17 protein-coding genes and 1 pseudogene are annotated in these 22,282 nt (G+C 72.8%); 5 read left to right on the top strand and 13 right to left on the bottom strand.

All coding sequences use genetic code 11. The features are described from left to right. Nucleotides 1–22: 22 nt before the first annotated feature. The 5 genes from RNC47_RS05515 to RNC47_RS05495 all read right to left on the bottom strand — a co-directional run bounded on the left by RNC47_RS05515 (nucleotide 23) and on the right by RNC47_RS05495 (nucleotide 4,572). Nucleotides 23–1,438, bottom strand: a complete 1,416-nt coding sequence (locus RNC47_RS05515; RefSeq protein ID WP_311595987.1) for an SLC13 family permease — start codon at nucleotides 1,436–1,438, stop codon at nucleotides 23–25. 124 nt (nucleotides 1,439–1,562) lie between these two features. Then, nucleotides 1,563–2,231 (bottom strand): response regulator transcription factor, encoded by a 669-nt coding sequence (locus RNC47_RS05510; RefSeq protein WP_311595985.1) that lies wholly within the window; start codon nucleotides 2,229–2,231, stop codon nucleotides 1,563–1,565. Beyond that, a complete protein-coding gene (locus RNC47_RS05505; RefSeq protein ID WP_311595983.1) occupies nucleotides 2,228–3,793 on the bottom strand; it encodes a sensor histidine kinase in 1,566 nt (521 codons plus the stop codon). The genes RNC47_RS05510 and RNC47_RS05505 overlap by 4 nt, the downstream gene beginning before the upstream one ends. Further along, nucleotides 3,708–4,052, bottom strand: a complete 345-nt coding sequence (locus RNC47_RS05500) for a small secreted hydrophilic protein (protein ID WP_311595981.1) — start codon at nucleotides 4,050–4,052, stop codon at nucleotides 3,708–3,710. Before RNC47_RS05500 ends, RNC47_RS05505 begins: the two co-directional genes overlap by 86 nt. 109 nt (nucleotides 4,053–4,161) lie before the next feature. Continuing rightward, complete coding sequence (locus tag RNC47_RS05495) at nucleotides 4,162–4,572, bottom strand: Fur family transcriptional regulator (RefSeq protein WP_311595980.1); 411 nt, start codon at nucleotides 4,570–4,572, stop codon at nucleotides 4,162–4,164. A gap of 244 nt (nucleotides 4,573–4,816) precedes the next feature. Here RNC47_RS05495 and katG point away from each other — a divergent pair, with 244 nt between their 5' ends. Next, a complete protein-coding gene (gene katG, locus RNC47_RS05490; RefSeq protein WP_311595978.1) occupies nucleotides 4,817–7,048 on the top strand; it encodes a catalase/peroxidase HPI in 2,232 nt (743 codons plus the stop codon). 90 nt (nucleotides 7,049–7,138) lie between these two features. Here katG and RNC47_RS05485 read toward each other — a convergent pair whose 3' ends face one another. The 3 genes from RNC47_RS05485 to RNC47_RS05475 are packed head-to-tail and all read right to left on the bottom strand — an operon-like array spanning nucleotide 7,139 to nucleotide 11,282. Then, the gene (locus RNC47_RS05485) at nucleotides 7,139–8,554 is read right to left on the bottom strand and encodes an Nramp family divalent metal transporter (RefSeq protein WP_311595977.1); all 1,416 of its coding nucleotides are present in this window, start codon (nucleotides 8,552–8,554) and stop codon (nucleotides 7,139–7,141) included. A gap of 34 nt (nucleotides 8,555–8,588) precedes the next feature. Next, on the bottom strand, nucleotides 8,589–10,400 hold the full coding sequence (locus RNC47_RS05480) for a bifunctional sugar phosphate isomerase/epimerase/4-hydroxyphenylpyruvate dioxygenase family protein (protein WP_311595976.1): 1,812 nt from the start codon (nucleotides 10,398–10,400) through the stop codon (nucleotides 8,589–8,591). 15 nt (nucleotides 10,401–10,415) lie between these two features. Beyond that, a complete protein-coding gene (locus RNC47_RS05475) occupies nucleotides 10,416–11,282 on the bottom strand; it encodes a shikimate dehydrogenase (RefSeq protein ID WP_311595974.1) in 867 nt (288 codons plus the stop codon). Between the two features lie 151 nt (nucleotides 11,283–11,433). On the opposite strand from RNC47_RS05475, the gene RNC47_RS05470 reads away from it, so the two are divergent. Continuing rightward, nucleotides 11,434–12,135 (top strand): TetR family transcriptional regulator, encoded by a 702-nt coding sequence (locus RNC47_RS05470; RefSeq protein WP_311595973.1) that lies wholly within the window; start codon nucleotides 11,434–11,436, stop codon nucleotides 12,133–12,135. 6 nt (nucleotides 12,136–12,141) lie between these two features. Here the strand turns inward: RNC47_RS05470 and RNC47_RS05465 are convergent, their stop codons facing one another. Further along, complete coding sequence (locus tag RNC47_RS05465) at nucleotides 12,142–13,128, bottom strand: NAD-dependent epimerase/dehydratase family protein (protein WP_311595972.1); 987 nt, start codon at nucleotides 13,126–13,128, stop codon at nucleotides 12,142–12,144. Nucleotides 13,129–13,334: 206 nt separating this feature from the next. Here RNC47_RS05465 and RNC47_RS05460 point away from each other — a divergent pair, with 206 nt between their 5' ends. The 3 genes and pseudogenes from RNC47_RS05460 (at nucleotide 13,335) to RNC47_RS37560 (ending at nucleotide 17,491) form a co-directional block, all read left to right on the top strand. Further along, nucleotides 13,335–14,591 (top strand): YncE family protein, encoded by a 1,257-nt coding sequence (locus RNC47_RS05460; protein WP_311595971.1) that lies wholly within the window; start codon nucleotides 13,335–13,337, stop codon nucleotides 14,589–14,591. A 176-nt stretch (nucleotides 14,592–14,767) separates the two neighbouring features. Next, nucleotides 14,768–17,158, top strand: a pseudogene (locus RNC47_RS05455) (glycoside hydrolase family 95 protein); the annotation flags it as partial. A gap of 21 nt (nucleotides 17,159–17,179) precedes the next feature. Beyond that, the gene (locus RNC47_RS37560; protein WP_394814717.1) at nucleotides 17,180–17,491 is read left to right on the top strand and encodes an NEW3 domain-containing protein; all 312 of its coding nucleotides are present in this window, start codon (nucleotides 17,180–17,182) and stop codon (nucleotides 17,489–17,491) included. On the opposite strand, the gene RNC47_RS05450 is transcribed toward RNC47_RS37560, so the two are convergent. Genes RNC47_RS05450 through RNC47_RS05435 form a run of 4 tightly spaced genes read right to left on the bottom strand, consistent with a single transcriptional unit; the run spans nucleotide 17,482 to nucleotide 22,282 of the window. Continuing rightward, the gene (locus RNC47_RS05450; protein ID WP_311595968.1) at nucleotides 17,482–18,447 is read right to left on the bottom strand and encodes an ABC transporter substrate-binding protein; all 966 of its coding nucleotides are present in this window, start codon (nucleotides 18,445–18,447) and stop codon (nucleotides 17,482–17,484) included. The genes RNC47_RS37560 and RNC47_RS05450 overlap by 10 nt on opposite strands. A gap of 40 nt (nucleotides 18,448–18,487) precedes the next feature. Next, complete coding sequence (locus RNC47_RS05445; RefSeq protein WP_311595966.1) at nucleotides 18,488–19,492, bottom strand: ABC transporter permease; 1,005 nt, start codon at nucleotides 19,490–19,492, stop codon at nucleotides 18,488–18,490. Beyond that, entirely contained in the window at nucleotides 19,489–21,030 is a 1,542-nt protein-coding gene (locus RNC47_RS05440) for a sugar ABC transporter ATP-binding protein (protein ID WP_311595964.1), read from the bottom strand. The genes RNC47_RS05445 and RNC47_RS05440 overlap by 4 nt, the downstream gene beginning before the upstream one ends. Next, on the bottom strand, nucleotides 21,020–22,282 hold the full coding sequence (locus RNC47_RS05435) for an L-fuconate dehydratase (RefSeq protein ID WP_311596104.1): 1,263 nt from the start codon (nucleotides 22,280–22,282) through the stop codon (nucleotides 21,020–21,022). Before RNC47_RS05435 ends, RNC47_RS05440 begins: the two co-directional genes overlap by 11 nt.

The following is a 22,282-nucleotide window of genomic DNA, read 5'->3' as shown; positions in this document are numbered from 1 at the left end:
CCTCGTTGTCTTCGGTTGTCTCTCAGGGCGCGACGCCGAGCAACGGCCACACGGCGAGCGCGAACGCCAGGACCAGGGCGGCGGTCAGCGGTCCCAGGACGGCGGACAGGCGCAGCAGGTCACGGGGCGTGTAGGTGGGGGTGTCCGGCACGTCGGCGAAGAGCGCCACCGGCTTGGCGGAGGCGGGCAGCGTGTGGCAGAAGCCGGCCGCCGCCGTGGAGGCCAGGGCGGCGGCGACCGGGTCCACGCCGCAGGCGGCGGCGGAGGCGACCACCAGGGGCACCAGGACGCTGGAGCGCGCGGAACGCGACTGGAGCACCAGGTGGGCGGCGGTGCTGACGGTGACGACGACGGCCAGGAAGAGCCAGGCGGGGACCGTGGCGTCGCCCGGCAGTCCCGACGTCAGCCAGCCGGCGGCGCCGGAGTCGGACAGCGCGACGCCCATCGCCATGGTGGCCGCCATGAACAGCAGCAGCGACCAGGGCACGGTGGCCAGCGCGTCCTTCAGCCTGATGGTGCCGAGGGCGGGCGCGGTGATGACGACGGCCCCGATGAGCGCGACCAGCGCGGGCGGCACCCCGTGCAGGGGCTCGCTGCACCACAGCAGGACGACGCTGGCCAGCAGCCCCGCGCAGCGGGTCTCGGCCTGGCTCAGCGGGCCGGTCACCCGCTGCTCGGTGTGGCGTTGGATGTCCTCGACGGCGAGGTGGACCGGGCCGCGGCGGTCGGCGCGCCGGGTGGTGGTCAGCAGGACGACCTCGGCGGCGAGGTGGGAGGAGACCACGGCCAGCGGCAGCCCGAGCAGCAACCACTCGTGGAAGCCGATGCGTTCGCCGGTGCTCTCCCAGAGCACCGAGACGGTGATGAGGTGGGCACCGGCGCCGATCAGGGTGGCGACGGCGGACAGCAGGATGACGGTGGGGAAGAGCAGCGCGAGGGCGACGACGAGCCGGGGTCGGCCGGCCAGCGCCCTGGCGAGGGCGAGGAAGACGGGCAGCGCGAGGGCGGCCCGCCCGGAGGTCGCGGGGATCGCGAAGGCCGTGACGACGAGGGCCGCCGTGGTGAGGTGCGTCAACTGCCGCACGGTGCGCGCCCCGGTGACGAGGAACGCGGCGGCGCGGGCGGCAAGGCCGCTGCGGGCCACCGCGGCGGCCAGCACGAAGGCGCAGATCAACAGCCAGACGGTTGGGTCGCCGAGGGTGGCGAACAGGGTGTCGGCGCTGACCACGCCGGTGATGGTCAGGGCGAGGCCGGCGCCCAGCGCCACATAGGTGTCGTCGATGGGCGTGCCGATCCAGGCGCAGGTGGCCAGGGCGAACACCACGAGCGTGAGTCGGGCGTCACCGCTCAGGCCGGGGAAGTTGGTCGGGACGAGCAGCAGTCCGCACACGCTCAGCGCCACGCAGAGGGTGGCGGCCTGCCGGTTGGTGAGGGTCACCCGACCAGTGTTCGAACCGGCGGTGAGCGGTGGATGAACCGTTCATGAGAGACAGTTCATTTAAGAAACGCAGCATCTGGGAGACGCCGCACCTCGTCCGGACCTCGGCCGGGAGCGGAACGGGTCAGTCCGGGTGCGGCAGCCGGTATCCCATGCCGCGGATGGTCTCCACCCGGTGGGCGCCCAGCTTCTTGCGGAGCGCCCGCACGTAGACGTCGACGATGTTGGAGCCCGGGTCGAAGTCGTACCCCCACACGTGGGAGAGGATCTGTTCCCTCGACAGCACCTGTCCGGGGTGGCGGAGGAAGAGTTCGAGGAGCACGAACTCCCGCGCCGACAGGTCGACCAGGGACTCCCCCGCGCGGGCCCGGCGGGTGCGCAGGTCAAGGCTGAGGTCGCCGCAGCGCAGCACCGTCACCTCCGGGGCGCGGGCCGCGGTGCGCAGGCGCAGCCGCACCCGGGCCAGCAGTTCCTCGAAGCGGAAGGGTTTGGTCATCCAGTCGTCGGCCCCGCCTTCGAGCCCTGCCACGGTGTCCCGCACCGAGTCGCGGGCGGTCAGCACGATCACCGGGAGGGTGACCCGGGCCTCCCGCAGCTCGCGCAGCACCGTGAAGCCGTCCCTGCCCGGCAGGCCGATGTCGAGGACGACCAGGTCGAAGCCGCCGCCGCGGGCCTGGCCGAGCGCGGTGTCGCCGTCGGAGGCGACGGTGGTGACGAAGCCGTTGGCCCGCAGGCCCTTCTCGACGAAGGACGCGATGCGTTCCTCGTCCTCGGCGATGAGGATGCGGTTCACTCCGACTCCTGAAGACGCTGGACATGCTGGACGTGCTGGCTCTGCTGGACCGGCAGGACGAGGACGAAGGTGGCGCCGCCGCCCGGGGTTGGCCGGTGCTCGACCCGGCCGTGGTGGCCTCGGGCGATGGCCCGGACGATGGACAGGCCGAGTCCGGCGCCGCCGCGCTCGCCGCCGCGCCGGCTGGTGCCGCGCCGGAAGCGTTCGAAGATGACCTCGGCGTCCCGCGGCGCGACGCCGGGCCCGGTGTCGGCCACGTACAGCTCGACGTCGCCGGCCACGAGCCGTGAGCCGATCCTGACGGTCTGGCCGGGGCCGGTGTGCTGGACCGCGTTCTGCGCGAGCTGCACCACGGCCTGGGTGACGCGCTGGGCGTCCACCGCCACCTCGTGCTCGGCCACCTCGGGCAGCTCCCAGCGGCGGTCGCCGAGCGCCCTGGCCTTGACGAAGACGTCGGCGGTGAGCTCGGCGAGTTGGACGGGGGCGGCCCGGACGAAGTCGGGGCGTTCCGCCGTGGCGAGCAGCAGCAGGTCCTCGACGATGCGGCTCATGCGGTCGAGTTCGTCGGTGACCAGGCGCAGCGTCTCGCGCCGCTCGGCGGCGGCCGCCGGCCCCTCCTCGACGCTCATCAGCTCCAGGTGGCCGCGCACGATGGTGATGGGCGTGCGCAGTTCGTGGCCGGCGTCGTCGACGAAGTCGCGCTGCGCGGCGAAGGCGCGTTCCAGGCGGTCGAGCATGGCGTTGAAGGTCTCGGCGAGCGCGGAGATGTCGTCGCGGCCGCGGATGGGTATGCGGCGCGTGAGGTCCTGTTCGGTGAGCTGGGCCGCGGTGGCGCGGACCAGCCGCACGGGGGCGAGGATCCGGCCGGCGACCGCCCAGCCGACGGCGCAGCTCATCAGCAGCGCGACGCCGGAGATGACCACCAGGATGCGGACGGCGTTCTCCGCCGAGTCGCCGGCCGGGTCGTCGTGGGAGGCGACGATGAACACGGCGGCCGGCCGGTCGGGGCCGTAGTCGATGCGGACCTTGGCCCAGCGCACCACGCCGGTGTCGCGGCGCAGGGTGCCGGTGCTCGCCGGGTCCTCGCTGATCCGCTCCAGCGCGGCGCCGTCCTGGTAGAGCGGCAGCCGGGAGGCGATGTCGCGGGGCTGGCGGATGACGCGGGGGCGCGGGGACTCGCGGATGTAGCCGAGCAGTTCCTCGGCCGGCTCCGGGTACTGGCGTTCCAGGAACACGGTCAGCAGCCCGCGCGGTTCGGTGAACGGGCGGCCGGTCCCCGGGTCGCGGCCGTGTTCCACGAAGTTCGCGAACTCCGAGGACTCCTGGGCCAGGAGCTGGTCGACGCGCTCCTCGGCGTCGCGCAGCAGGATCGACCGGGTGGTGAGCACCACGGTGGCCAGCGCGACGGCCATCACGACCAGCAGCCACAGGAGTATGCGGAGGCGGGCCGAGAGCCGGAAGCGGCCGGTGGCCTCCTCACCCGTCGTCGCCGCCGGCGTCGTCGCCCCGGTCGTCCGCGTCGTCGTCGGCGTCGTCTCCGGCGTCGTCGTCCGGGCTGTCATCGACGGATCCCTCGGTAGGGGACGGCTGCGGGACCACGTCCTCGCGGGGCGGGGCGGGCTCGGTGGGCGACGAGGTCTCCGCCTCCCCACCACCGCCGGTCTCCGCGCCGCCCTGCTGGTCCCCGACCCGTTCGAGCTCGACCTCCGAGGGGACGGACGGGTCCGCGGGGTCGTCGCTGAGCAGGAAGCTCGTGCCCGCGATGCCCACGGGTATCAGGACGACGGCGGCCAGGGTCGCCATGCGGTGCGTGAATGTCATGCCACCACGATGGAGCCGCTCCCCGACCGGCCACATGAAGGGATGATGAGAATTTCTTCATCATCGACATACTGGTATGACCGTGCCGGTCCGGGCGCCAGAACGGGAGCTACGCGCAGGACGGACACAACCCACGGTAGGTGACCTCGACCTGGGAGACCGTGAAGCCGAACCGCTCCTCCGCGGGGAGGTCGGCCAGCGGGTCGCCGGTCGGGTGGACGTCACGGATCGTGCCGCAGTCGGAGCACACCAGGTGGTGGTGCGGGCGGTGGGCGTTGGGGTCGTACCGCTTGGCGCGGCCGTCGGTCGTGACCTCGATCACCTCGCCGAGGGAGACCAGTTCGCCGAGGGTGTTGTAGACGGTCGCCCGGGATATCTCGGGCAGCCGCCGGGTCGCACGGGCGTGCACCTCGTCGGCGGTGAGGTGCACGTGCTCGCCGTCGAGGACCTCCGCAACGACCCGCCGCTGGGAGGTCATTCGCCAGCCGCGCCCTCGCAGTCGCTCCAGCAGGTCGCTCATGTCGGTTCACCTATCAGCTTCGGAGGGATACCCGGAGTCACCGGAGCGACGTCCGGGCTCCGACGGGATACGACTTTGGGGGCCATCTTGACTTGAACTCTGTCTATCGTAGGATCAGTTCCGGCGTAAGCCAAGGGAGGGGACGGGTCCGGTACGGCAGGAACGTGGGGCGTGACCGCGACCGCCTCCCTTCGAGTCGGGTGTCCCCCCGACAGTCACACCGCCCGCTGCCGGAAGGATTCCCGTGTCCGAGAACCATGAAGCGATCGTCGTAGACCCGAAGACCGAGGGCGCGGGCGGCTGCCCGGTGGCGCACGGCCGGGCCCCGCACCCCACGCAGGGCGGCGGCAACCGCCAGTGGTGGCCGAACCGGCTCAACCTGAAGATCCTCGCCAAGAACCCCGCCGTGGCCAACCCGCTCGGTGAGGACTTCGACTACGCCGAGGCGTTCACGTCCCTCGACCTCCCGGCCGTGAAGCGGGACATCGCCGAGGTGCTGACCACCTCGCAGGAGTGGTGGCCGGCCGACTTCGGTCACTACGGCCCGTTCATCATCCGGATGGCCTGGCACAGCGCGGGCACCTACCGGATCAGCGACGGCCGCGGCGGCGCGGGCGCCGGGCAGCAGCGCTTCGCCCCGCTCAACAGCTGGCCGGACAACGCCAACCTGGACAAGGCCCGCCGCCTGCTGTGGCCGGTCAAGAAGAAGTACGGCCAGAGCCTCTCGTGGGCCGACCTCATGATCCTCGCCGGCAACGTCGCCCTGGAGACGATGGGCTTCGAGACCTTCGGCTTCGCCGGCGGCCGCGCGGACGTCTGGGAGCCCGAGGAGGACGTCTACTGGGGCCCCGAGACCACCTGGCTCGGCGACGAGCGCTACTCGGGCGACCGGGAGCTGGAGACCCCGCTCGGCGCGGTGCAGATGGGCCTCATCTACGTGAACCCGGAGGGCCCGAACGGCAACCCGGACCCGATCGCCGCGGCCCGCGACATCCGTGAGACCTTCCGCCGGATGGCGATGAACGACGAGGAGACCGTCGCCCTCGTCGCGGGCGGCCACACCTTCGGCAAGACCCACGGCGCCGGACCGGCGGACAACGTCGGGCCCGACCCCGAGGCGGCCGCGCTGGAGGAGCAGGGCCTCGGCTGGCGGAACGCGTTCGGCACCGGCAAGGGTGGCGACACGATCACCAGCGGCCTCGAGGGCACCTGGACGCCGACCCCGGTGGCCTGGGACAACAGCTTCTTCGAGACCCTCTTCGGCTACGAGTGGGAGCTGTTCAAGAGCCCCGCCGGCGCGCACCAGTGGCGGCCGAAGGACGGCGCGGGCGCGGGCACCGTGCCCGACGCGCACGACCCGTCGAAGAGCCACGCCCCGACGATGCTCACGACCGACCTGGCGCTCCGCTTCGACCCGGTCTACGAGCAGATCTCGCGGCGCTTCCTGGAGAACCCCCAGGAGTTCGCGGACGCCTTCGCGCGCGCCTGGTTCAAGCTGACCCACCGCGACATGGGCCCGGTCGCCCGCTACCTCGGCCCCGAGGTCCCGACCGAGACCCTGCTGTGGCAGGACCCGCTGCCGGCCGTGACGCACGAGCTGGTCGACGCCGCGGACGTCGCGGCCCTCAAGGAGCGGATCCTCGCCTCCGGCCTCTCGGTCTCCGAGCTCGTCTCCACCGCCTGGGCCTCGGCCGCCTCCTTCCGCGGCAGCGACAAGCGCGGCGGCGCCAACGGCGCGCGGGTCCGCCTGGAGCCGCAGCGCGGCTGGGAGGTCAACGAGCCGGACCAGCTGGCGAGCGTGCTGAGCACCCTGGAGGGCATCCAGGAGAGCTTCAACTCCGCCCAGACCGGCGGCAAGCGGGTCTCGCTGGCCGACCTGATCGTGCTGGCCGGCGGCGCCGCCGTCGAGAAGGCCGCGAAGGACGCCGGCTTCGAGGTCGAGGTGCCGTTCACCGCGGGTCGCGCGGACGCCACGCAGGAGCAGACCGACGTCGAGTCGTTCGCCGCGCTCGAGCCGACGGCCGACGGCTTCCGCAACTACCTCGGCAAGGGCAACCGGCTGCCGGCCGAGTTCCTGCTGATCGACCGGGCCAACCTGCTCACCCTGAGCGCCCCCGAGTTGACGGTCCTCGTCGGCGGTCTGCGCGTCCTGGGCGCCAACCACAAGGGGTCGCGGCTCGGCGTCCTCACCGACACCCCGGGCGTGCTCACCAACGACTTCTTCGTCAACCTGCTCGACCTGGGCACGACGTGGAAGCCGACCTCGGAGGACGCGACCGCGTTCGAGGGCAGCGACGCCGTCACGGGCGAGGTCAGGTGGACCGGCAGCCGGGTCGACCTGCTCTTCGGCTCCAACTCCGAGCTCCGGGCGCTCGCCGAGGTCTACGCGAGCGACGACGCCAAGGAGAAGTTCGTGCGCGACTTCGTCGCGGCCTGGACCAAGGTCATGAACCTCGACCGGTTCGACCTGGCCTGATCCCGGTCCCGACAGCATGGACGACGACGTCCGGGTCGGCCCAGCGGGCCGGCCCGGACGTCTCGCGTGCGCGGGGCCCGGAGGGCGGCGTCACAGGTTGTCGCGGAGCTGCGTGACCACCATGGCGGTGGCGAAGAAGCCGTAGAAGCCGACCGCCAGCACCATGAAGCCGAGGCGGCCGCCCCGCAGCCGGACGGCCGGCGGCAGGTCCCGGCGGTTGAGCCGGATCAGCAGCGCCGAGTACAGCAGCGTGACCACGGACGCGGTGCAGGTCGAGATGAGCAGCAGGGACATCGGCTGGTCCACGCCGGAGAGCAGGATCGCGGAGCCGAGGACGATCTCCGTCCACACGGCCGTGACGTAGAGCCGGCCCTCGGTCCAGAAGGTCGACCGGGCCAGGTAGGTGCGGCGGACGAAGTCGCTCACCACCCGGCCCATGATGTCGAGCAGGCCGATCGAGGCGGCCCACAGGGAGACCACGGCCACGGAGTAGAAGAGGATCTCCAGCCACCGGCCCGTCTCGGTGCCCAGGACCTCGGCCTGCGTCCGCAGGAACGACGGGTCGCTGGTGACGCCGTCCCGCCCGGACAACGTCTGGTAGGCGAGCATGGACATCAGGCTGATGCTGAGCAGGCAGACGACGCCGAAGGACACGATGTGCTCGACGTTGGCGCGCCGCCACCACACGCGCCAGCGCGCCAGGTTGGCCTCGTCCTGCGGGAAGGCGTAGCGGTCGGCGCCCGCCGCCTCGGTCTGCCCGGTGATCGGCGAGACCAGCCGCGGCACGTGGGCGCCCATGCCGTAGCCCTTGTCCCGGATCCAGTTGCTCAGCACCAGGTTGTGCACCCCGCCCGCGCCGGCCGCGCCGAGTCCGCCGAGCAGCATCGTGAAGGTGACGCCCTCGGGGATCCGGCCGACGCCGGTGACGGTCTCCTCGGCGGCCTGGCCCCAGGTGCGCCACGAGATCACGGCGACGACGATGACGGCCAGGAAGAACAGCGTGGCGCCGACCTTGACCAGCTCCACCTTCTCCAGGGTCCGGTAGATCACCGGGGAGACGGTGAGCAGCGCGCCCATGACCACCAGCGCGGCCACCGTGATCCAGACGGCGTCTCCCCCGCCGACGGCGTAGGTGAGCACGGTCGATCCGCTGGTCGCCCATCCGGGCCACATGTACTGGAAGGCGGCGGCGAGGCAGATGAGGACGCCCCAGCCGGTCCACCAGCGGGAGAAGCCGGCGACCACGGTCTGTCCGGTGGCCAGGGTGTAGCGCTCGATCTCCAGGTTGATGCCGGTCTGGATGACGAGGGTGGCCAGCGCCAGCCACAGCAGGCCGAGCCCGCCGGTGGTGATCAGGTGCGGCCAGAGGATGATCTCGCCGGCCGCCATGCCGATGCCCACGGCGACGATGCCGGGGCCGACGAGCCGGCGCAGCGGGGGCGGTTCCGGCAGGTCGAGTGAGCGGGGCGGGGCGTGGGTGGGGGCGGGTTCTTCGGCGGTGGTCATGGTGCGGCTCCCTGCGGGGACGAGGGGGGTGGGTTCAGGTGGTGAGCTGCCGGGTGTGCTGGGCGGCGAGCCGCACGGTGGCGTTCTGGGCGCCGTAGCCGCGGTAGCCGCCGGTGCGTTGGACGACCTCGAAGAAGACGTGTCCGTAGGTGGCGGTGTAGAGGTGGTGGAACTCGCCGTGCTCGTCGCGGTCGTAGAGGATCCCGTGGGAGCGGAGGGTGTCGAGCGTGTCCGGGTCGAGGTCGTGGCGGGCCGCGAGGTCGTCGTAGTAGTTCGCGGGGATGGCCAACGGGCGGGTGCCGTGGTCGCGTAGCCGGCGGGCGACGGCGACGATGTCGTCGGTGGCGAGCGCGATGTGCTGGGGGCGCGCCTCGGGTCCGCCGGGCCCGGGGGCGACGTTGAGCACCAGGCGCAGGGTGCCCTCGGCGTTGGCGACCGCCCGGCTGCGGAACAGCCCGTAGGGGTCGGCCAGTTCGACGCTCTCCCGGGGCCGGAGGCCGAGCACGGTGCGGTAGAGGAGCGCCGCCTCGTCGAAGCGCTGCCAGGGTTGGGGCAGCGCGACGTGGTCGATGCGGGTGAGGTGGTGCGGGCGCTCGCCCGCCGGTTCGTCGCGGGTGGGGACGAAGTCCTGGGTCCAGCTGGGGTGTTCGGCGTCGGGCTGCCCGGGTCGGGTGCGGCAGAAGAAGAGTTCGGTGCCGTCGGGGGCGGCGAGCACGTCGAGGGGGACGTCGGGTGCGGTGGCGCGGCGCGGGACGAGGGGGGCGAGGAGCGGCTCGGCGCGCGCGACGGCGGCGGCCGGCTCCGGGGTCTCCAGGCCGAGGGCGGCGAGCACGGGCCCTTCCCTGCGGGCCGGGCCGCCGGTGTTCAGCAGCAGCCGGGCCTCGCCCTGTTCCCACAGCTCGACCGGCTTGCGGGCGTGCTGCCCGGTGCGGGTGAAGCCGAGGACGGTCAGCAGCCGACGCAGCGGTTCGCTGTCGGCGGTGGCGAGTTCGGCGAAGGCGATGCCGTCGGGGACGACCGGGGCGGGCAGGCCGGTGAGTCCCGCGGACTCCTGGAGGGCCACCAGCGACCGCATGGCGTCGACGGCGGTGCGGCCCGCCTCGGCCTGCCGGAACACGTCGTTGAAGACCTCCAGCGAGAGCGGCCCCCGGTAGCCGGCGTCCATCGCGTGCCGCACCAGCGCGGCGACGTCGAACCCGCCCTGGCCGGGGAAGCAGCGGTAGTGGCGGCTCCACTGGAGCACGTCCATCGCCATCAGCGGCGCGTCGGCGAGTTGGAGGAAGAAGATCTTCTCGCCGGGGATCGCCTCGATGCCGCGGGGGTCGGAGCCGCGCGAGAGGATGTGGAAGCTGTCCAGGCAGACGCCGAGCCCCGGGTGGTCGGCCGCCTGGACGATCCGCCAGGCGTGGTCGTAGGTGTTGACGTGCCGCCCCCAGGCGAGGGCCTCGTACGCGACGCGCACGCCGTGTTCCCCGGCCAGGGACGCCAGTTGGTGCAGTTGTTCGGCGGCGAGCGCGTCGTCGTCCACGGCGTCCGGGGAGACGCTGGAGCAGACCAGCAGGAGTTCGGCCCCGAGGCGGCGCATGAGGCGGAACTTGTGCTCGGCGCGGCGCAGGTTCCCGGCGAGCACGTCCGCGGGCACGGCCTCGGCGTCGCGGAAGGGCTGGTACAGCTCGACGGTCAGCCCGAGGTCGGCGACGCGCGCCCGGATCTCCTCGGGGCTCAGCGGGCTGGCGATCAGGTCGTTCTCGAAGATCTCCACGCCGTCGAAGCCGGCCGCCGCGGCGGCCGACAGCTTCTCCGACAGCGAGCCGCTCAGCGACACGGTCGCGATGGATGTGCGCATGGTGCTTGCTCCTCGTCAGGTCGTGGCGCCGACCAGGTCGGCGAGGTCGGCGAGCATGTGGTCGGCGTGTGGCTCCCGGCCGGTGAAGAGCCGGAAGGCCTCGGCCGCCTGGAAGACGGCCATGCCGCCGCCGTGCAGGGTGCGGCACCCCAGCCGCTCGGCGGCGCGCAGCAGCGGGGTCCGCAGCGGGCGGTAGACGATGTCGGCGACCCACAGGGCGGGGCGCAGCAGGTGTTCGGGCAGCGGCAGGCCCGGGTGGCGCGCCATCCCGGTGGGGGTGGCGTGCACCAAGCCGTCGGCGTCGCGCAGTCGTTCGCCGGCCTCCGGCAGGGTGGCGGCGGTGGCGCGGCCGTGGCCGAACCGGGTGGTGAGCGCCCGGGCGAGCGCGGTGGCGCGGGTGTGCTCGGCGTCGACGACGGTGAGGTGGCGGGCGCCGAGCGCCAGGAGGGCGTGCGCCGTGGCCGCGCCCGCGCCGCCGGCGCCGAGTTGCACGACGTGGCGGGTGGGCACGTCCGGCAGGCCGCGGGCGAAGGACTCGGTGAAGCCGGTGAGGTCGGTGTTGTGGCCGACCGCGCCCCGGTCGGTGAAGACGACGGTGTTGACGGCGCGCAGCGTCGCGGCGTCGGGCGACAGCGCGTCCAGGTGCTCGATGACGAGTTGCTTGCAGGGGTGGGTGATGTTGAGGCCGTGGTAGCCGAGGTCGCGGGCCCGGCGCAGCAGGTCGCCCACGGCCTCGGCGGCGAGACCGAGCCGGTCGAGGTCGAGGATGCGGTAGGCGTAGGTCAGTCGGTGTCGGGCGGCCTCGCGTTCGTGCAGGGCCGGGCTGAGCGACGTGCCGATCCCGGCGCCGATCAGGCCGACGAGGTAGGACCGTTCGGGCATGCGCGTCTCCCACCGCGTAATGTACGAACTGGTTCGTTAGTCATACCGCTCGGTCCGCGGTGGCGTGAAGCCCTCGGAGCCGGGTTTCTCGGCCCGCCTAGACTGGCGGGAGGATCCGTCAGGGCAGCATCCGCCGAAGCAGAGGAGCCGCATGAGCGCAGCCGTTCCGCAGCCGTCACCGACGCGCGACGCGGCTCCCGTTCGGACGCGCGACGCGGAACGCACCAGGGCGGAGATCCTCGACATCGCGACGGAGGAGTTCGCCCGGCTCGGCTACTCGGGGGCCAGGGTGGACGAGATCGCGGCGCGCACCCGCACCACCAAGCGGATGATCTACTACTACTTCGGCGGCAAGGAGCGGCTGTTCACCGCGGTGCTGGAGCGCGCCTACGCGCGGATCCGGGAGGCCGAGCGGGAGTTGGACGTGGACCAGCCGGACCCGGTGTCGGCGATCCGCCGCCTGGCCGAGCTGACCTTCGACCACCACGAGGCGCACCCGGAGTTCATCCGGCTGGTGAGCATCGAGAACATCCACGAGGCGGAGCACCTGGCGGCCTCCGAGGCGCTGACCCGGCTCAACTCCCCCGCCATCGGGGTCATCTCGCGCATCCTGGCGGCGGGCCGGGCCCGGGGGGTCTTCACGGCGGACGTCGACGCGGTGGACGTGCACGCCATGATCAGCGCCTTCTGTTTCTTCCGGGTCGCCAACCGTCACACCTTCGGCGCGCTCTTCGACCGCGACCTGACGGCGGAGGACCGCCGCGACCACTACCGGACGATGCTCGGCGACATGGTCATCGCGTATCTGACGGGGGCCGGCACGGGGCCGCCCTCGCGGCGCGGCTCGCGGTAGGTCGGGTCAGCCGAGCGCGGCCAGGAGTTCGCGTTCGCGGGCGGCGCCGAGGCCGGCGCGGCGGGGCCGGTCCAGGCCCTGGGCGCGTTCCCAGCGCAGGGCGTCGGTCAGCGTCTCGGTTGCCGGCCGGTGCCGCAGGCCGGCGGCGCGCGCGGCCGCGCCGCGGCGGGCGGACCAGCCCTCCCAGCCGGGTTCCACCAGCCACAGGGGCAGCGAGTCGGGCCCCATGAACTGGGCCACGCCCTGGGCGATCAGCCAGTCCGAGTCGGCGGTGACGACGGGTCCCGTGTGGCCGCCGACGGCCCGGGAGAGTTCGATCCACTGGGCGAACGGGAGGATCGGCCCCACGGCGTCGTAGGTGCCGACCTGGCCCCGCTCCCCCGCGTCGAGCAGCCAGGCGGCCAGGTCGCGCACGTCGACCACCTGGGTGGGCAGGGTCGGCGTGTCGGGGACCAGCAGCGGGGCCCGCGGGTCCCGCGCGGCGCGGGCCACCCAGTAGCCGGCCCGGTCGCTGGGGTCGCCGGGGCCGCCGATGAGTCCGGCGCGGGCGATCAGGAGACGGTCGCCGATGGCGGCCGACGAGGCCCGCTCGCAGGCGACCTTGGCCTCGCCGTACAGCTCGCGGTCGACCTCGTCGCGGTCGGTCGGGTCCAGGAGGGCCGCGGACTCGTCGGCGTCGACTTCGGCGTGGGAGGCGTAGGCGTTTCCGGAGGAGACATAGACCCAGTGCCGGGCCCTTCCGGCCAGGGCGGCGAGCGCGCCGCGGACGAAGCCGGGCTGCCAGGACACCTCGATCACGGCGTCCCACTCGCGGTCGAGCAGCGGCTGGTAGGCGGTGGGTTCGCGCCGGTCGGCGGCCACCAGCGTGGCGCCCTCGGCGACGGCTCCGCTCTCGCCGCGGGCCAGGCATGTCACCCGGTGCCCGCGCTCGACGGCCTGCCGCGCCACTTCCCGCCCCAACCAGGCGGTGCCGCCCAGAACCAGAGTCTCCATGTCGCCAGCCAAGCAGGTGGGGCGGCGTGGCGTGGAGTGGCTTAGCGGAGAGCAGAGCCCGGGCGGCCGGCGGGTCACGTTCTGGCCGGTTTCGAGGGTGGTGGAGCGCCGACGTTTCACGAACATGTATCGTGTTCATCTTTCCAGGCGAGCATGCTCATGCCATTCGCCCGCCCATCACACCGACGTGAAGGGGACCCCCTGTCATGAGGAAGCACGGGACACTCGCACTCCGCGCCGCCCTGGCCGCCGGCCTGCTGGGCGCCGGGCTCGGCGCGCCCGCCACGGCCCAGGCGGCGCCCGGGCCGGCGTCCGCCGAGACCCGCGAGGTGCTGTTCGTCGGCAACAACTGGGACGGCACCGTGGACATCGTCACCCCGGACGCCGCGCTCGACCGCGTCGGACGCCTCAACGTCGTCCCCGACCTGGAGGAGCGCCTCGCCGAGATCCGGCTCAACCCCATCCGCTGGGCCTACTTCATCGGCATCCGCCACCTCATCGGCGAGGGACACGACCAGTTCGTCGACGACATGTACACCACCCCGGACGGCCGGATCCTCATCGTCTCCCGCCCCAGCCTGGCGGACGTCGTCGGCATCGACACCGTGACCGGCGAGCTGGTCTGGCGGTTCGCGGTGGACGGCCAGCGCTCCGACCACATGGCGCTGTCGCCCGACGGCCGGGAGGTCGCCGTCTCGGCCTCCACCGCGAACACCGTGCACCGCCTCGACGTGACCACCGGCGAGGAGATCGGGAGCTTCCCGACCGGCGACCAGCCGCACGAGAACACCTATGTCGACGGGGGCGAACGCATCGTCACCGCCAGCATCGGCACCGTCTACACCGCTCTCGACGCGCCCTGGCTCGACTGGACCAAGGGCGACCGGTACGTCCAGATCACCGATCGCGAGACCGGCGAGGTGGTGGAGCGCCTCAACATGCGGGACGAACTGGCGGCGGCCGGCCACCCGGACATGAGCGCGGCCGTGCGGCCGATGACCTTCTCCCCCGACGAGCGGTACCTCTACTTCCAGGTGTCGTTCTTCCACGGCTTCGTCGAGTACGACCTGGCGGAACACCGCGTCACCCGAGTCGCCGAACTGCCGGTCGCCGAGGCGGTCCGGGACCTGCCGCGCGAGGAGTACCTGCTGGACTCGGCCCACCACGGCATCGCGATGAACCCGGAGGGCACCGACATCTGCGTCGCCGGCACCATGTCGGACTACGCGACGGTCGTCGACCGCGAGACCCTCACCCCGGGCGAGCTCGTCACCACCGGGACCAAGCCCTACTGGGCCACCCAGAGCGCCGACGGCGAGCACTGCTTCGTCTCCTGGAGCGGCACCGACCAGGTCTCGGCCATCTCCTACGCGACGGGCGAGGAGGTGGGGACCGTGACCGTCGGCGACCACCCGCAGCGGATGCGGCTCGGCCGGCTGCCCGCCGACTGGTCCCAGGAGTAGCCGCGCCGGATACATCGGATGTATGAGCCCGTCAAGGAGTGCCGCTCCCCCAGCCCCGGGTTTTCCTCCGCCGGTACGAGGGCAGAGCTCCGACGTATCGTGAGCCGACCGGCCGCGGCACGACGTCCAGGAGAGGTGGCCCGATGTCCGAATCCGGCGTTCCCCGGCGGGTGTTCATGGCCGGCGTCTCGGGCGCGGCGGCCGCCGCCGGGCTCGCGCGGCCGGCCTCGGCGGCGGACGCCGGCGCCGTCGGGGCGGGCGCGCGGGGGCGGGCCGAGGGCATGACGCTGTGGTACGACGAGCCCGCGACCGACTGGGAGTCGACGTCCCTGCCGCTGGGCAACGGGGCGCTCGGCGTCTGCGTGTTCGGCGAACCGGCGCGGGAGCGGCTGCAGTTCAACGAGAAGACGCTCTGGCTCGGCGGTCCCGGCGCGCCCGGCTACGACTTCGGGAACTGGCGCTCCCCCCGCCCCGACGCCCTGGAGGAGGTCAGGGAGCGGATCGACGCCGAGCGCGCCGTCGATCCCACCTGGGTCGCCGAGCGACTCGGCCAGCCCAGGACGCACTTCGGCGCCTACCAGCCCTTCGGCGACGTCTGGATAACCATGGCGCCGGAGCCCGCCGAGGTCGACGGCTACCGGCGCCACCTGGACATCGCCGAGGCCGTCGCGGGCGTCGGGTACGTGTCGGGCGGGGTGACGTACACCCGCGAGTACTTCGTCTCCGCGCCCGACGGCGTGATCGTCGCCCGGTTCACGGCCGACCGTCCCGGCGCCCTGGGCCTCACCGTGTCGGTCACCACGGCGGACAACCGCTCGCGGCGCGTCACCGCCAGCGGCGGCCGGATCGCCCTCGACGGCGCCCTGGACGACAACGGCCTGCGCTACGCGGCCCGTCTCCAGGTCCGCCACGAGGGCGGCACCCGCACGGACGGCGCCGACGGCTCGGTGACCGTGGCCGGCGCGGACGCGGTCACCCTGCTGCTGGCCGCCGGCACCGATTACGCGCCCCGTTACCCGGGCTACCGCAGCGGCGTCGACCCGGCAGGACCGGTCACGGAGCGGGTCGACGCGGCGGCCGGCAAGGGATACCGGGCGCTGCGCGCCGCCCATGTCGCCGACCACCGGGAGCTGTTCGACCGGGTCCGGCTGAGCGTCGGCGGCCGGGACGCCGGCCCGCCCACCGACGAGCTGCTGGGCGCCTACCGCGAGGGGACCGCCACCCCCGCGGCGCGCCGGGCGCTCGAGGAGCTGTACTTCCAGTACGGCAGGTACCTGTTGATCGCCTCCTCCCGCCCCGGCTCGCTGCCGGCCAACCTCCAGGGCGTGTGGAACGACTCCACGAGCCCGCCGTGGAGCGCGGACTACCACGTCAACATCAACCTGCAGATGAACTACTGGCCGGCCGAGACCACCAACCTGTCGGAGACCACGGGCCCGCTCTTCGACTACGTCGACTCGATGGTGCCGGCCGGCGAGGTGACGGCGCGTGAGCTGTACGGCGCGCGCGGCTGGGTGGTGCACAACGAGACGAACCCGTACGGCTTCACCGGCGTCCACGACTGGCCGACGGCCTTCTGGTTCCCGGAGGCCGGCGCCTGGCTGGCCCGGCACTACTGGGAGCACTACCTGTTCTCCGGGGACCGGCGGTTCCTGCGCGAGCGCGCCTACCCCGTGCTGAAGGCGCTGGCGCGGTTCTGGATCGACGTGCTCGTCCCCGACCCGAGGGACGGCGCGCTCGTCGTGTCGCCCAGCTTCTCGCCCGAGCAGGGCGACTTCTCGGCCGGCGCCTCGATGTCCCAGCAGATCGTGTGGGACCTGCTGACCAGCGCCGCCGAGGCGGCGCGTGCGGTCGGGGACGGCGGGGAGTTCGTGACCGAGCTGACCGACACCCTCGGCCGGCTCGACCCGGGGCTGCGGGTCGGCTCCTGGGGCCAGTTGCGGGAGTGGAAGGAGGACTGGGACGACCCCGCCAACACCCACCGGCACGTGTCGCACCTCTACGCCCTCCACCCCGGCCGCCAGCTGTCGGTGCGGGACGACGCCACGCACGCGGAGGCGGCCCGGGTCTCGCTGCGGGCCCGGGGCGACGGCGGCACCGGCTGGAGCAAGGCGTGGAAGATCAACTTCTGGGCGCGGCTGCTGGACGGCGACCACGCGCACCTCATGCTCTCCGAGCAGCTGCGGTTCAGCACACTGGCCAACCTCTGGGACACCCACCCGCCGTTCCAGATCGACGGCAACTTCGGCGCCACCGCGGGGGTGGCCGAGATGCTGCTCCAGAGTCACCAGGGGGTGATCGACCTGCTGCCGGCGCTGCCCGCGTTCTGGGCCCGTGGTTCGGTCACGGGGCTGCGCGCCCGCGGGGACGTCACCGTGGACGTCGAGTGGCTGGGCGGCACGCCGACGCGGGTGGTCCTGCGGGCCGGGCGCTCGGGTCACCTGACGGTGCGCGGCGGCTTGTTCGGGGGCCTGTTCGAGGTGCGGGAGGCGCGCGGCGGCCGGGCGGTCGACGTGGCGCGGGACGGCGCGGAGATCACCCTGCGGGTCGAGGCGGGCGGGACGTACGTGGCGACCTCGCGGGTCGCGATGGCGCTGTCCGGCCCGGAACGCGTCACGCCCGGCACGCCGTTCGCCTGCGCGGTCGAGGTGACGGCGGTCGGCGGGACGGTGCCCGCCGGGGGCCTGGCCCTCGACCTGCCGGCGGGCTGGACGGCCGTGCCGGAGCGCCACCGGCTGCCGGCGATCCGCGCCGGCCGGTCCCGCTCGGTGGCCTTCGAGGTCACGCCGGCGGCGGGCGAGCGCCCCGAGCACCGGATCCGGGCCGTGCTGGCCGGCGACGGCTGGACGGCCGGCGCGGTGGATTCGGTGACGACGGCCGGCGGCCTCGGCTACTCGTAGAGCGCGGCCCGGATCACCGGGTCGTCGATGTTGGTGCTGTCGTACCAGTGGTACGCGGTGTCGATCCGTTCCGGCAGTTCCTCGCCGTCGATGGCCCGCAGCGCCGCGTCGACGAGCTGTCGGCCCATGTCGACCGGGTCCTGGGTGACGGCGCCGGTCATCGCGCCGCTGGTGATGGCGTCGATCTGGGCCTGTCCCGAGTCGAAGCCGACGACCGCGATGTCGTCCCGGCCGCTCTCCCGCACGCCGTTGATCACGCCGACCGCCGAGCCCTCGTTGGCGGCGTAGATGCCCGCCAGGTCCGGATTGCCCTGGATGATGGACCGGGTGATGTCGGCGGAGACCAGCTGGTCGCCGCCGCCGTACTGCGGTTCGAGCACCGTGATGCCCGGCGCGTTCTGTGCCATCCACTCCAGGAAGCCGTCCCTGCGGTCGCGTCCCGAGAGGCTGGTCTGGTCGTGCACCACGAGCGCCACCTCGCCCTCACCGCCGACGGCCTCGGCCAGGTGCTCGGCGGCCAGCGCCGCCGCGGCCCGGTTGTCGGTGGCGACCGTGGTGACGGGCACGTCGCTCTCCACGCCGGAGTCGAAGGCCACCACCGGGATCTCCTGCGCCCTGGCCTGTTCGAGCAGCGGCGCGGCGGCCTGCGAGTCCAGCGCGGCGAAGCCGACGGCGTCGGGGGACCTGGCGAGTTCGTTGGTGAGGAGGTTCACCTGCTCCTCGACGTCGGCCTCGGTCGGCGGCCCCACGAACGTGACGCGAGCGCCCCTGGCCTCCGCCTCGGCCTCCGCGCCCTCCCTGACCGACTGCCAGAACTGGTGCTGGAAGCCCTTGGAGACGATGGCGATCGTCGGCCCGTCTCCCCCACCGCCGTCCGGGCCGCCCGCCCGGTCGTCGGCGCAGCCGGCCGCCAGCAGCGCCAGGGCCGCGCAGGCGGCCGTCACGAATCGCTTCATCGCCAAAACTCCCTCGTTCTGGTCGGGATCTGGGCCGTGCTCACCGCGAGTCCCCGCGCCGCGCCCGGTCGGTGTAGACGGCGAGGAGGATCACGCAGCCGAGAATGACGTTCTGCCACTCCTGGGGGATGGACATGATCTGCAGCCCGTTGTTCAGGACGGAGATGATCAGCGCCCCGATCAGGGTGCCGAGGATCGAGCCCTTGCCGCCGGACAGCGAGGTGCCGCCGATGACGACGGCGGCGATCGCCTGGAGTTCGTACCCCATGCCGGTGGCCGGCTGCGCCGAGCCGAGCCGGGCGGAGATCAGCACGCCGGCCAGGCCGGTGAAGAGCCCGGCGAAGGTGTAGATGGTGATCTTCCAACGCCGCACGTCGATGCCGGACAGCGCGGTGGCCTCCTCGTTGCTGCCGATCGAGTAGGTGTAGCGGCCGAGCACGCTCTTGGTGAGCAGCACGCCCGCGACGACGGCGACCACCACCAGCACGAGGACGGCGTTGGGGATGTCGACGCCGGGGACCAGGCGCCCGGTCGAGATGTCGGCGTAGCCGGAGACCTCGGTGAAGTAGATGGGGGTGCTGTCCGAGACCACGAGCGCGAGCCCCTCGGCCACCAGCATCATCGCGAGCGTGGCGATGAACGGCGGGATCCGCAGCAGGGCGATGTTGACGCCGTTGACGAGCCCCATGAACCCGCCGAACAGCAGGGTCAGCAGCACCCCGAGGGGCAGCGGAAGCCCGGCGTTCACCAGGAACACCCCGGACATCACCGCGCACAGCGCCATGCCGGTGCCGATGGACAGGTCGATGCCGGCGGAGATGATGACGAAGGTGGTGCCGACCGCCAGGGTGCCGATGACGACGGTCGAGTAGAGGATCGAGACGAAGTTGTCGTAGGTGGGGAAGTACGGGCTCGCGATCGCGAAGAAGACGTAGATCACGATGAGGCTGGCGAAGGCCAGCAGCTGCTGGAGACGGCCCCTGACCGCCGCCAGCACGCCGTTCCGCCGGCGGCCTCCGAGGGTCCTGGCCTGCGCCGTGGTCATGGCTGGTCCGCCTTGTCTGCCGGGTTCCCGCCCGGCCGCGTGGTGGCGAGGTGCATGATGTTCTCCTGGGTCGCCTCGGCCGCCTCCAGCACGCCGGTCACCCGCCCCTCGCTCATCACGACGACGCGGTGCGCCAGGCGGAGGATCTCGGGCAGCTCGGAGGAGATCACGATGATCGACTTGCCCTGCGCGGCGAGCTCGTCGAGGAGCCGGTGGATCTCGTCCTTGGCGCCCACGTCGATGCCGCGGGTCGGCTCGTCGAAGATGAGGACCTCGCAGTCCTTGACGAGCCACTTGGCGATGACGACCTTCTGCTGGTTGCCGCCGGAGAGGTGCCTGGTGGTCTGGTGCGCGGAGGGGGTCCTGATGCGCAGCCCCTCGATGAGCTGTTCGGCCCTGGCGCGCAGGGCGCCGTCCCGGACGAATCCGGCGGTGGTGAACCGGTCGCGCAGCGCGCTGAGCGCGATGTTGGCCTTGACGTCCTGTTCGAGCAGCAGCCCGAACCGCTTGCGGTCCTCGCTGAGGTAGCCGATGCCGAGTCGGGCCGCGTCGGCCGGGTTGCCGATGTGGACCTCGTTCCCCCGGAGGGTGACGCGGCCTGACTGTCGCGGGTCGGCGCCGACCAGGGCACGCGCCACCTCGGTCCTGCCCGAGCCCATGAGCCCGGCGAAGCCCAGGATCTCCCCCTGGCGGAGGTCGAAGGAGACGTCGTCGAGCAGGCTCCTGGTGCTGAGCCCTCGGACGTCGAGCACCACCTCGCGGTCGGCGCGGACGCCCGTGGGGCGCGCGTCGGAGGTGATGGCCCGGCCGACCATCAGCGCGATGACGTCCTCGGTCGCCGCCGTCGCCACCTCCAGGGTGTCCACGTACTCGCCGTCGCGGATCACCGTGACCCGGTCGGCGATCCGCTTGATCTCGCCCATCCGGTGCGAGATGTAGATGACGCCGGTGTCGGGCCGGCTGAAGCGTCGGATGACCTCGTGCAGGGTGGCGACCTCGGCGTCGTTGAGCGCGGCGGTGGGCTCGTCCATGATCAGCACCCGCGGCTCGTGGGAGAGCGCCTTGGCGATCTCCACCATCTGCTGGTTGGCGACGGTGAGTTCGCCGACGACGGCGCGTGGGTCGAGCGGCAGGTGGAGCCGCTCCAGCAGCGCGGCGGCGTCGGCGTTGAGCCGGCGGTCGTCCAACAGCAGCCGGCCGCGCCGGGGTTCGCGGCCGATGAAGATGTTCTGCGCCACGGTGAGGTCGGGGACCAGGTTGAACTCCTGGTGGATGATGCTGATCCCGAGCTGCAGCGCGTGGCGCGGGCTGGTGGGCCGGTAGGGCCGGCCGTCCAACCGGAACTCCCCGGCGTCGGCGGTGTGGATGCCCGACAGCAGCTTCATCAGCGTCGACTTGCCGGCGCCGTTCTCCCCGACCAGGGCGAGCACCTCGCCGGCGCGCAGCGTCAGCCGCATGCCGGCCAGCGCCCGCACGCCGGGGAAGCTCTTGTCGACGCCCTCGACCTCGAGCAGCGCGGTCGCCGGGTCACCCGCCATGGGAGTGCTCCCGGATGGAGCGCTCCAGCATCTCCGTGCCGGCTCCCGGGGCCTTCGGCGGGTGGTAGCGCCCGCCGCGCACGTCGACGGGGGTCACGAAGTGCTCGTGCAGGTGGTCGACGAACTCGACGACGCGGTTCTCCAGGGTCCCGGAGACGGCGAGGTAGTCGAACATGGCGAGGTGTTGGACGGCCTCGCACAGGCCGACGCCGCCGGCGTGCGGGCAGACCGGGACGCCGAACCTGGCGGCGAGCAGCAGGATGGCGATGTTCTCGTTGACGCCGGCCACCCGGGTGGCGTCGAGTTGCAGCACGGAGAGCGCGTCGGCCTGGAGGAACTGCTTGAACAGCACGCGGTTGGCGCCGTGTTCTCCGGTGGCCACCGGGACGGGCGCGACGGCCCTGGCGATGGCCGCGTGGCCGAGGACGTCGTCGGGGCTGGTCGGCTCCTCGACCCAGGCCAGGTCGAACGGCCGCAGCGCCGTGATCCACTCGATGGCCTCCGGCACGTCCCAGCGCTGGTTGGCGTCGACGGCGACGCGGATGTCGGGGCCGACCACCTCGCGGGCGATGGTCAGGCGGCGGACGTCGTCGTCCAGGTCGCCACCCACCTTGAGCTTGATCTGGGTGAAGCCCTGGTCGACGGCCTCGCGGCAGAGGCGGGCCAGCTTGGCGTCGTCGTAGCCGAGCCAGCCGGGGGTCGTGGTGTAGGCCGGGTAGCCCTCGGCCAGCAGCCGGGCCTCGCGCTCGGCGCGGCCCGGGCGGGCGGCGCGCAGGATGTCGAGGGCCTGGTCCCGGGTCAACGCGTCCGTGAGGTAGCGGAAGTCGACGAGGTCGACGATCTCCTCGGGGCTGAGCGAGGCGAGCAGCCGCCACAGCGGCACCCCCGCCCGCTTGGCCCGCAGGTCCCACAGCGCGTTGACCACCGCCCCGATCGCCATATGCATGACACCTTTTTCGGGACCGAGCCACCGCAGCTGCGAGTCGTGCACCAACTCGCGCCACACGCCGCCGAGATCGGCCAGGGTCTCCTCGACCTCGCGGCCGAGCAGGTGGCCCTCCAGCGCGCGGAGGGCGGCGACCTGCACGTCGTTGCCACGGCCGATGGTGAACACGAAGCCGTGTCCCTCGATCCCGTCGCCGGCGTCGGTGCGGAGCCGGAGGTAGGCGGCCGAGTAGTCCGGGTCCGGATTCATGGCGTCCGAACCGTCGAGCGTCTGGGAGGTGGGGAATCGCACGTCATGGGTACGCAT

The organism is Streptomyces millisiae (assembly GCF_031845425.1).
GTDB classification, from domain to species: domain Bacteria; phylum Actinomycetota; class Actinomycetes; order Streptomycetales; family Streptomycetaceae; genus Streptomyces; species Streptomyces millisiae.
Note: the sequence above shows the minus strand (reverse complement) of the source record. Positions and strands in the feature narration are given on the sequence as shown.

What these genes read in the sequence shown, in the direction of transcription:
- RNC47_RS05505 (WP_311595983.1), bottom strand. Translation starts at nt 3,793, where the DNA reads ATGACAGCCCGGACGACGACGCCGGAGACGACGCCGACGACGACGCGG.
- RNC47_RS05500 (WP_311595981.1), bottom strand. Translation starts at nt 4,052, where the DNA reads ATGACATTCACGCACCGCATGGCGACCCTGGCCGCCGTCGTCCTGATA.
- RNC47_RS05495 (WP_311595980.1), bottom strand. Translation starts at nt 4,572, where the DNA reads ATGAGCGACCTGCTGGAGCGACTGCGAGGGCGCGGCTGGCGAATGACC.
- RNC47_RS05485 (WP_311595977.1), bottom strand. Translation starts at nt 8,554, where the DNA reads ATGACCACCGCCGAAGAACCCGCCCCCACCCACGCCCCGCCCCGCTCA.
- RNC47_RS05480 (WP_311595976.1), bottom strand. Translation starts at nt 10,400, where the DNA reads ATGCGCACATCCATCGCGACCGTGTCGCTGAGCGGCTCGCTGTCGGAG.
- RNC47_RS05475 (WP_311595974.1), bottom strand. Translation starts at nt 11,282, where the DNA reads ATGCCCGAACGGTCCTACCTCGTCGGCCTGATCGGCGCCGGGATCGGC.
- RNC47_RS05470 (WP_311595973.1), top strand. Translation starts at nt 11,434, where the DNA reads ATGAGCGCAGCCGTTCCGCAGCCGTCACCGACGCGCGACGCGGCTCCC.
- RNC47_RS05465 (WP_311595972.1), bottom strand. Translation starts at nt 13,128, where the DNA reads ATGGAGACTCTGGTTCTGGGCGGCACCGCCTGGTTGGGGCGGGAAGTG.
- RNC47_RS05460 (WP_311595971.1), top strand. Translation starts at nt 13,335, where the DNA reads ATGAGGAAGCACGGGACACTCGCACTCCGCGCCGCCCTGGCCGCCGGC.
- RNC47_RS37560 (WP_394814717.1), top strand. Translation starts at nt 17,180, where the DNA reads ATGGCGCTGTCCGGCCCGGAACGCGTCACGCCCGGCACGCCGTTCGCC.
- RNC47_RS05450 (WP_311595968.1), bottom strand. Translation starts at nt 18,447, where the DNA reads ATGAAGCGATTCGTGACGGCCGCCTGCGCGGCCCTGGCGCTGCTGGCG.
- RNC47_RS05445 (WP_311595966.1), bottom strand. Translation starts at nt 19,492, where the DNA reads ATGACCACGGCGCAGGCCAGGACCCTCGGAGGCCGCCGGCGGAACGGC.
- RNC47_RS05440 (WP_311595964.1), bottom strand. Translation starts at nt 21,030, where the DNA reads ATGGCGGGTGACCCGGCGACCGCGCTGCTCGAGGTCGAGGGCGTCGAC.
- RNC47_RS05435 (WP_311596104.1), bottom strand. Translation starts at nt 22,282, where the DNA reads ATGCGTACCCATGACGTGCGATTCCCCACCTCCCAGACGCTCGACGGT.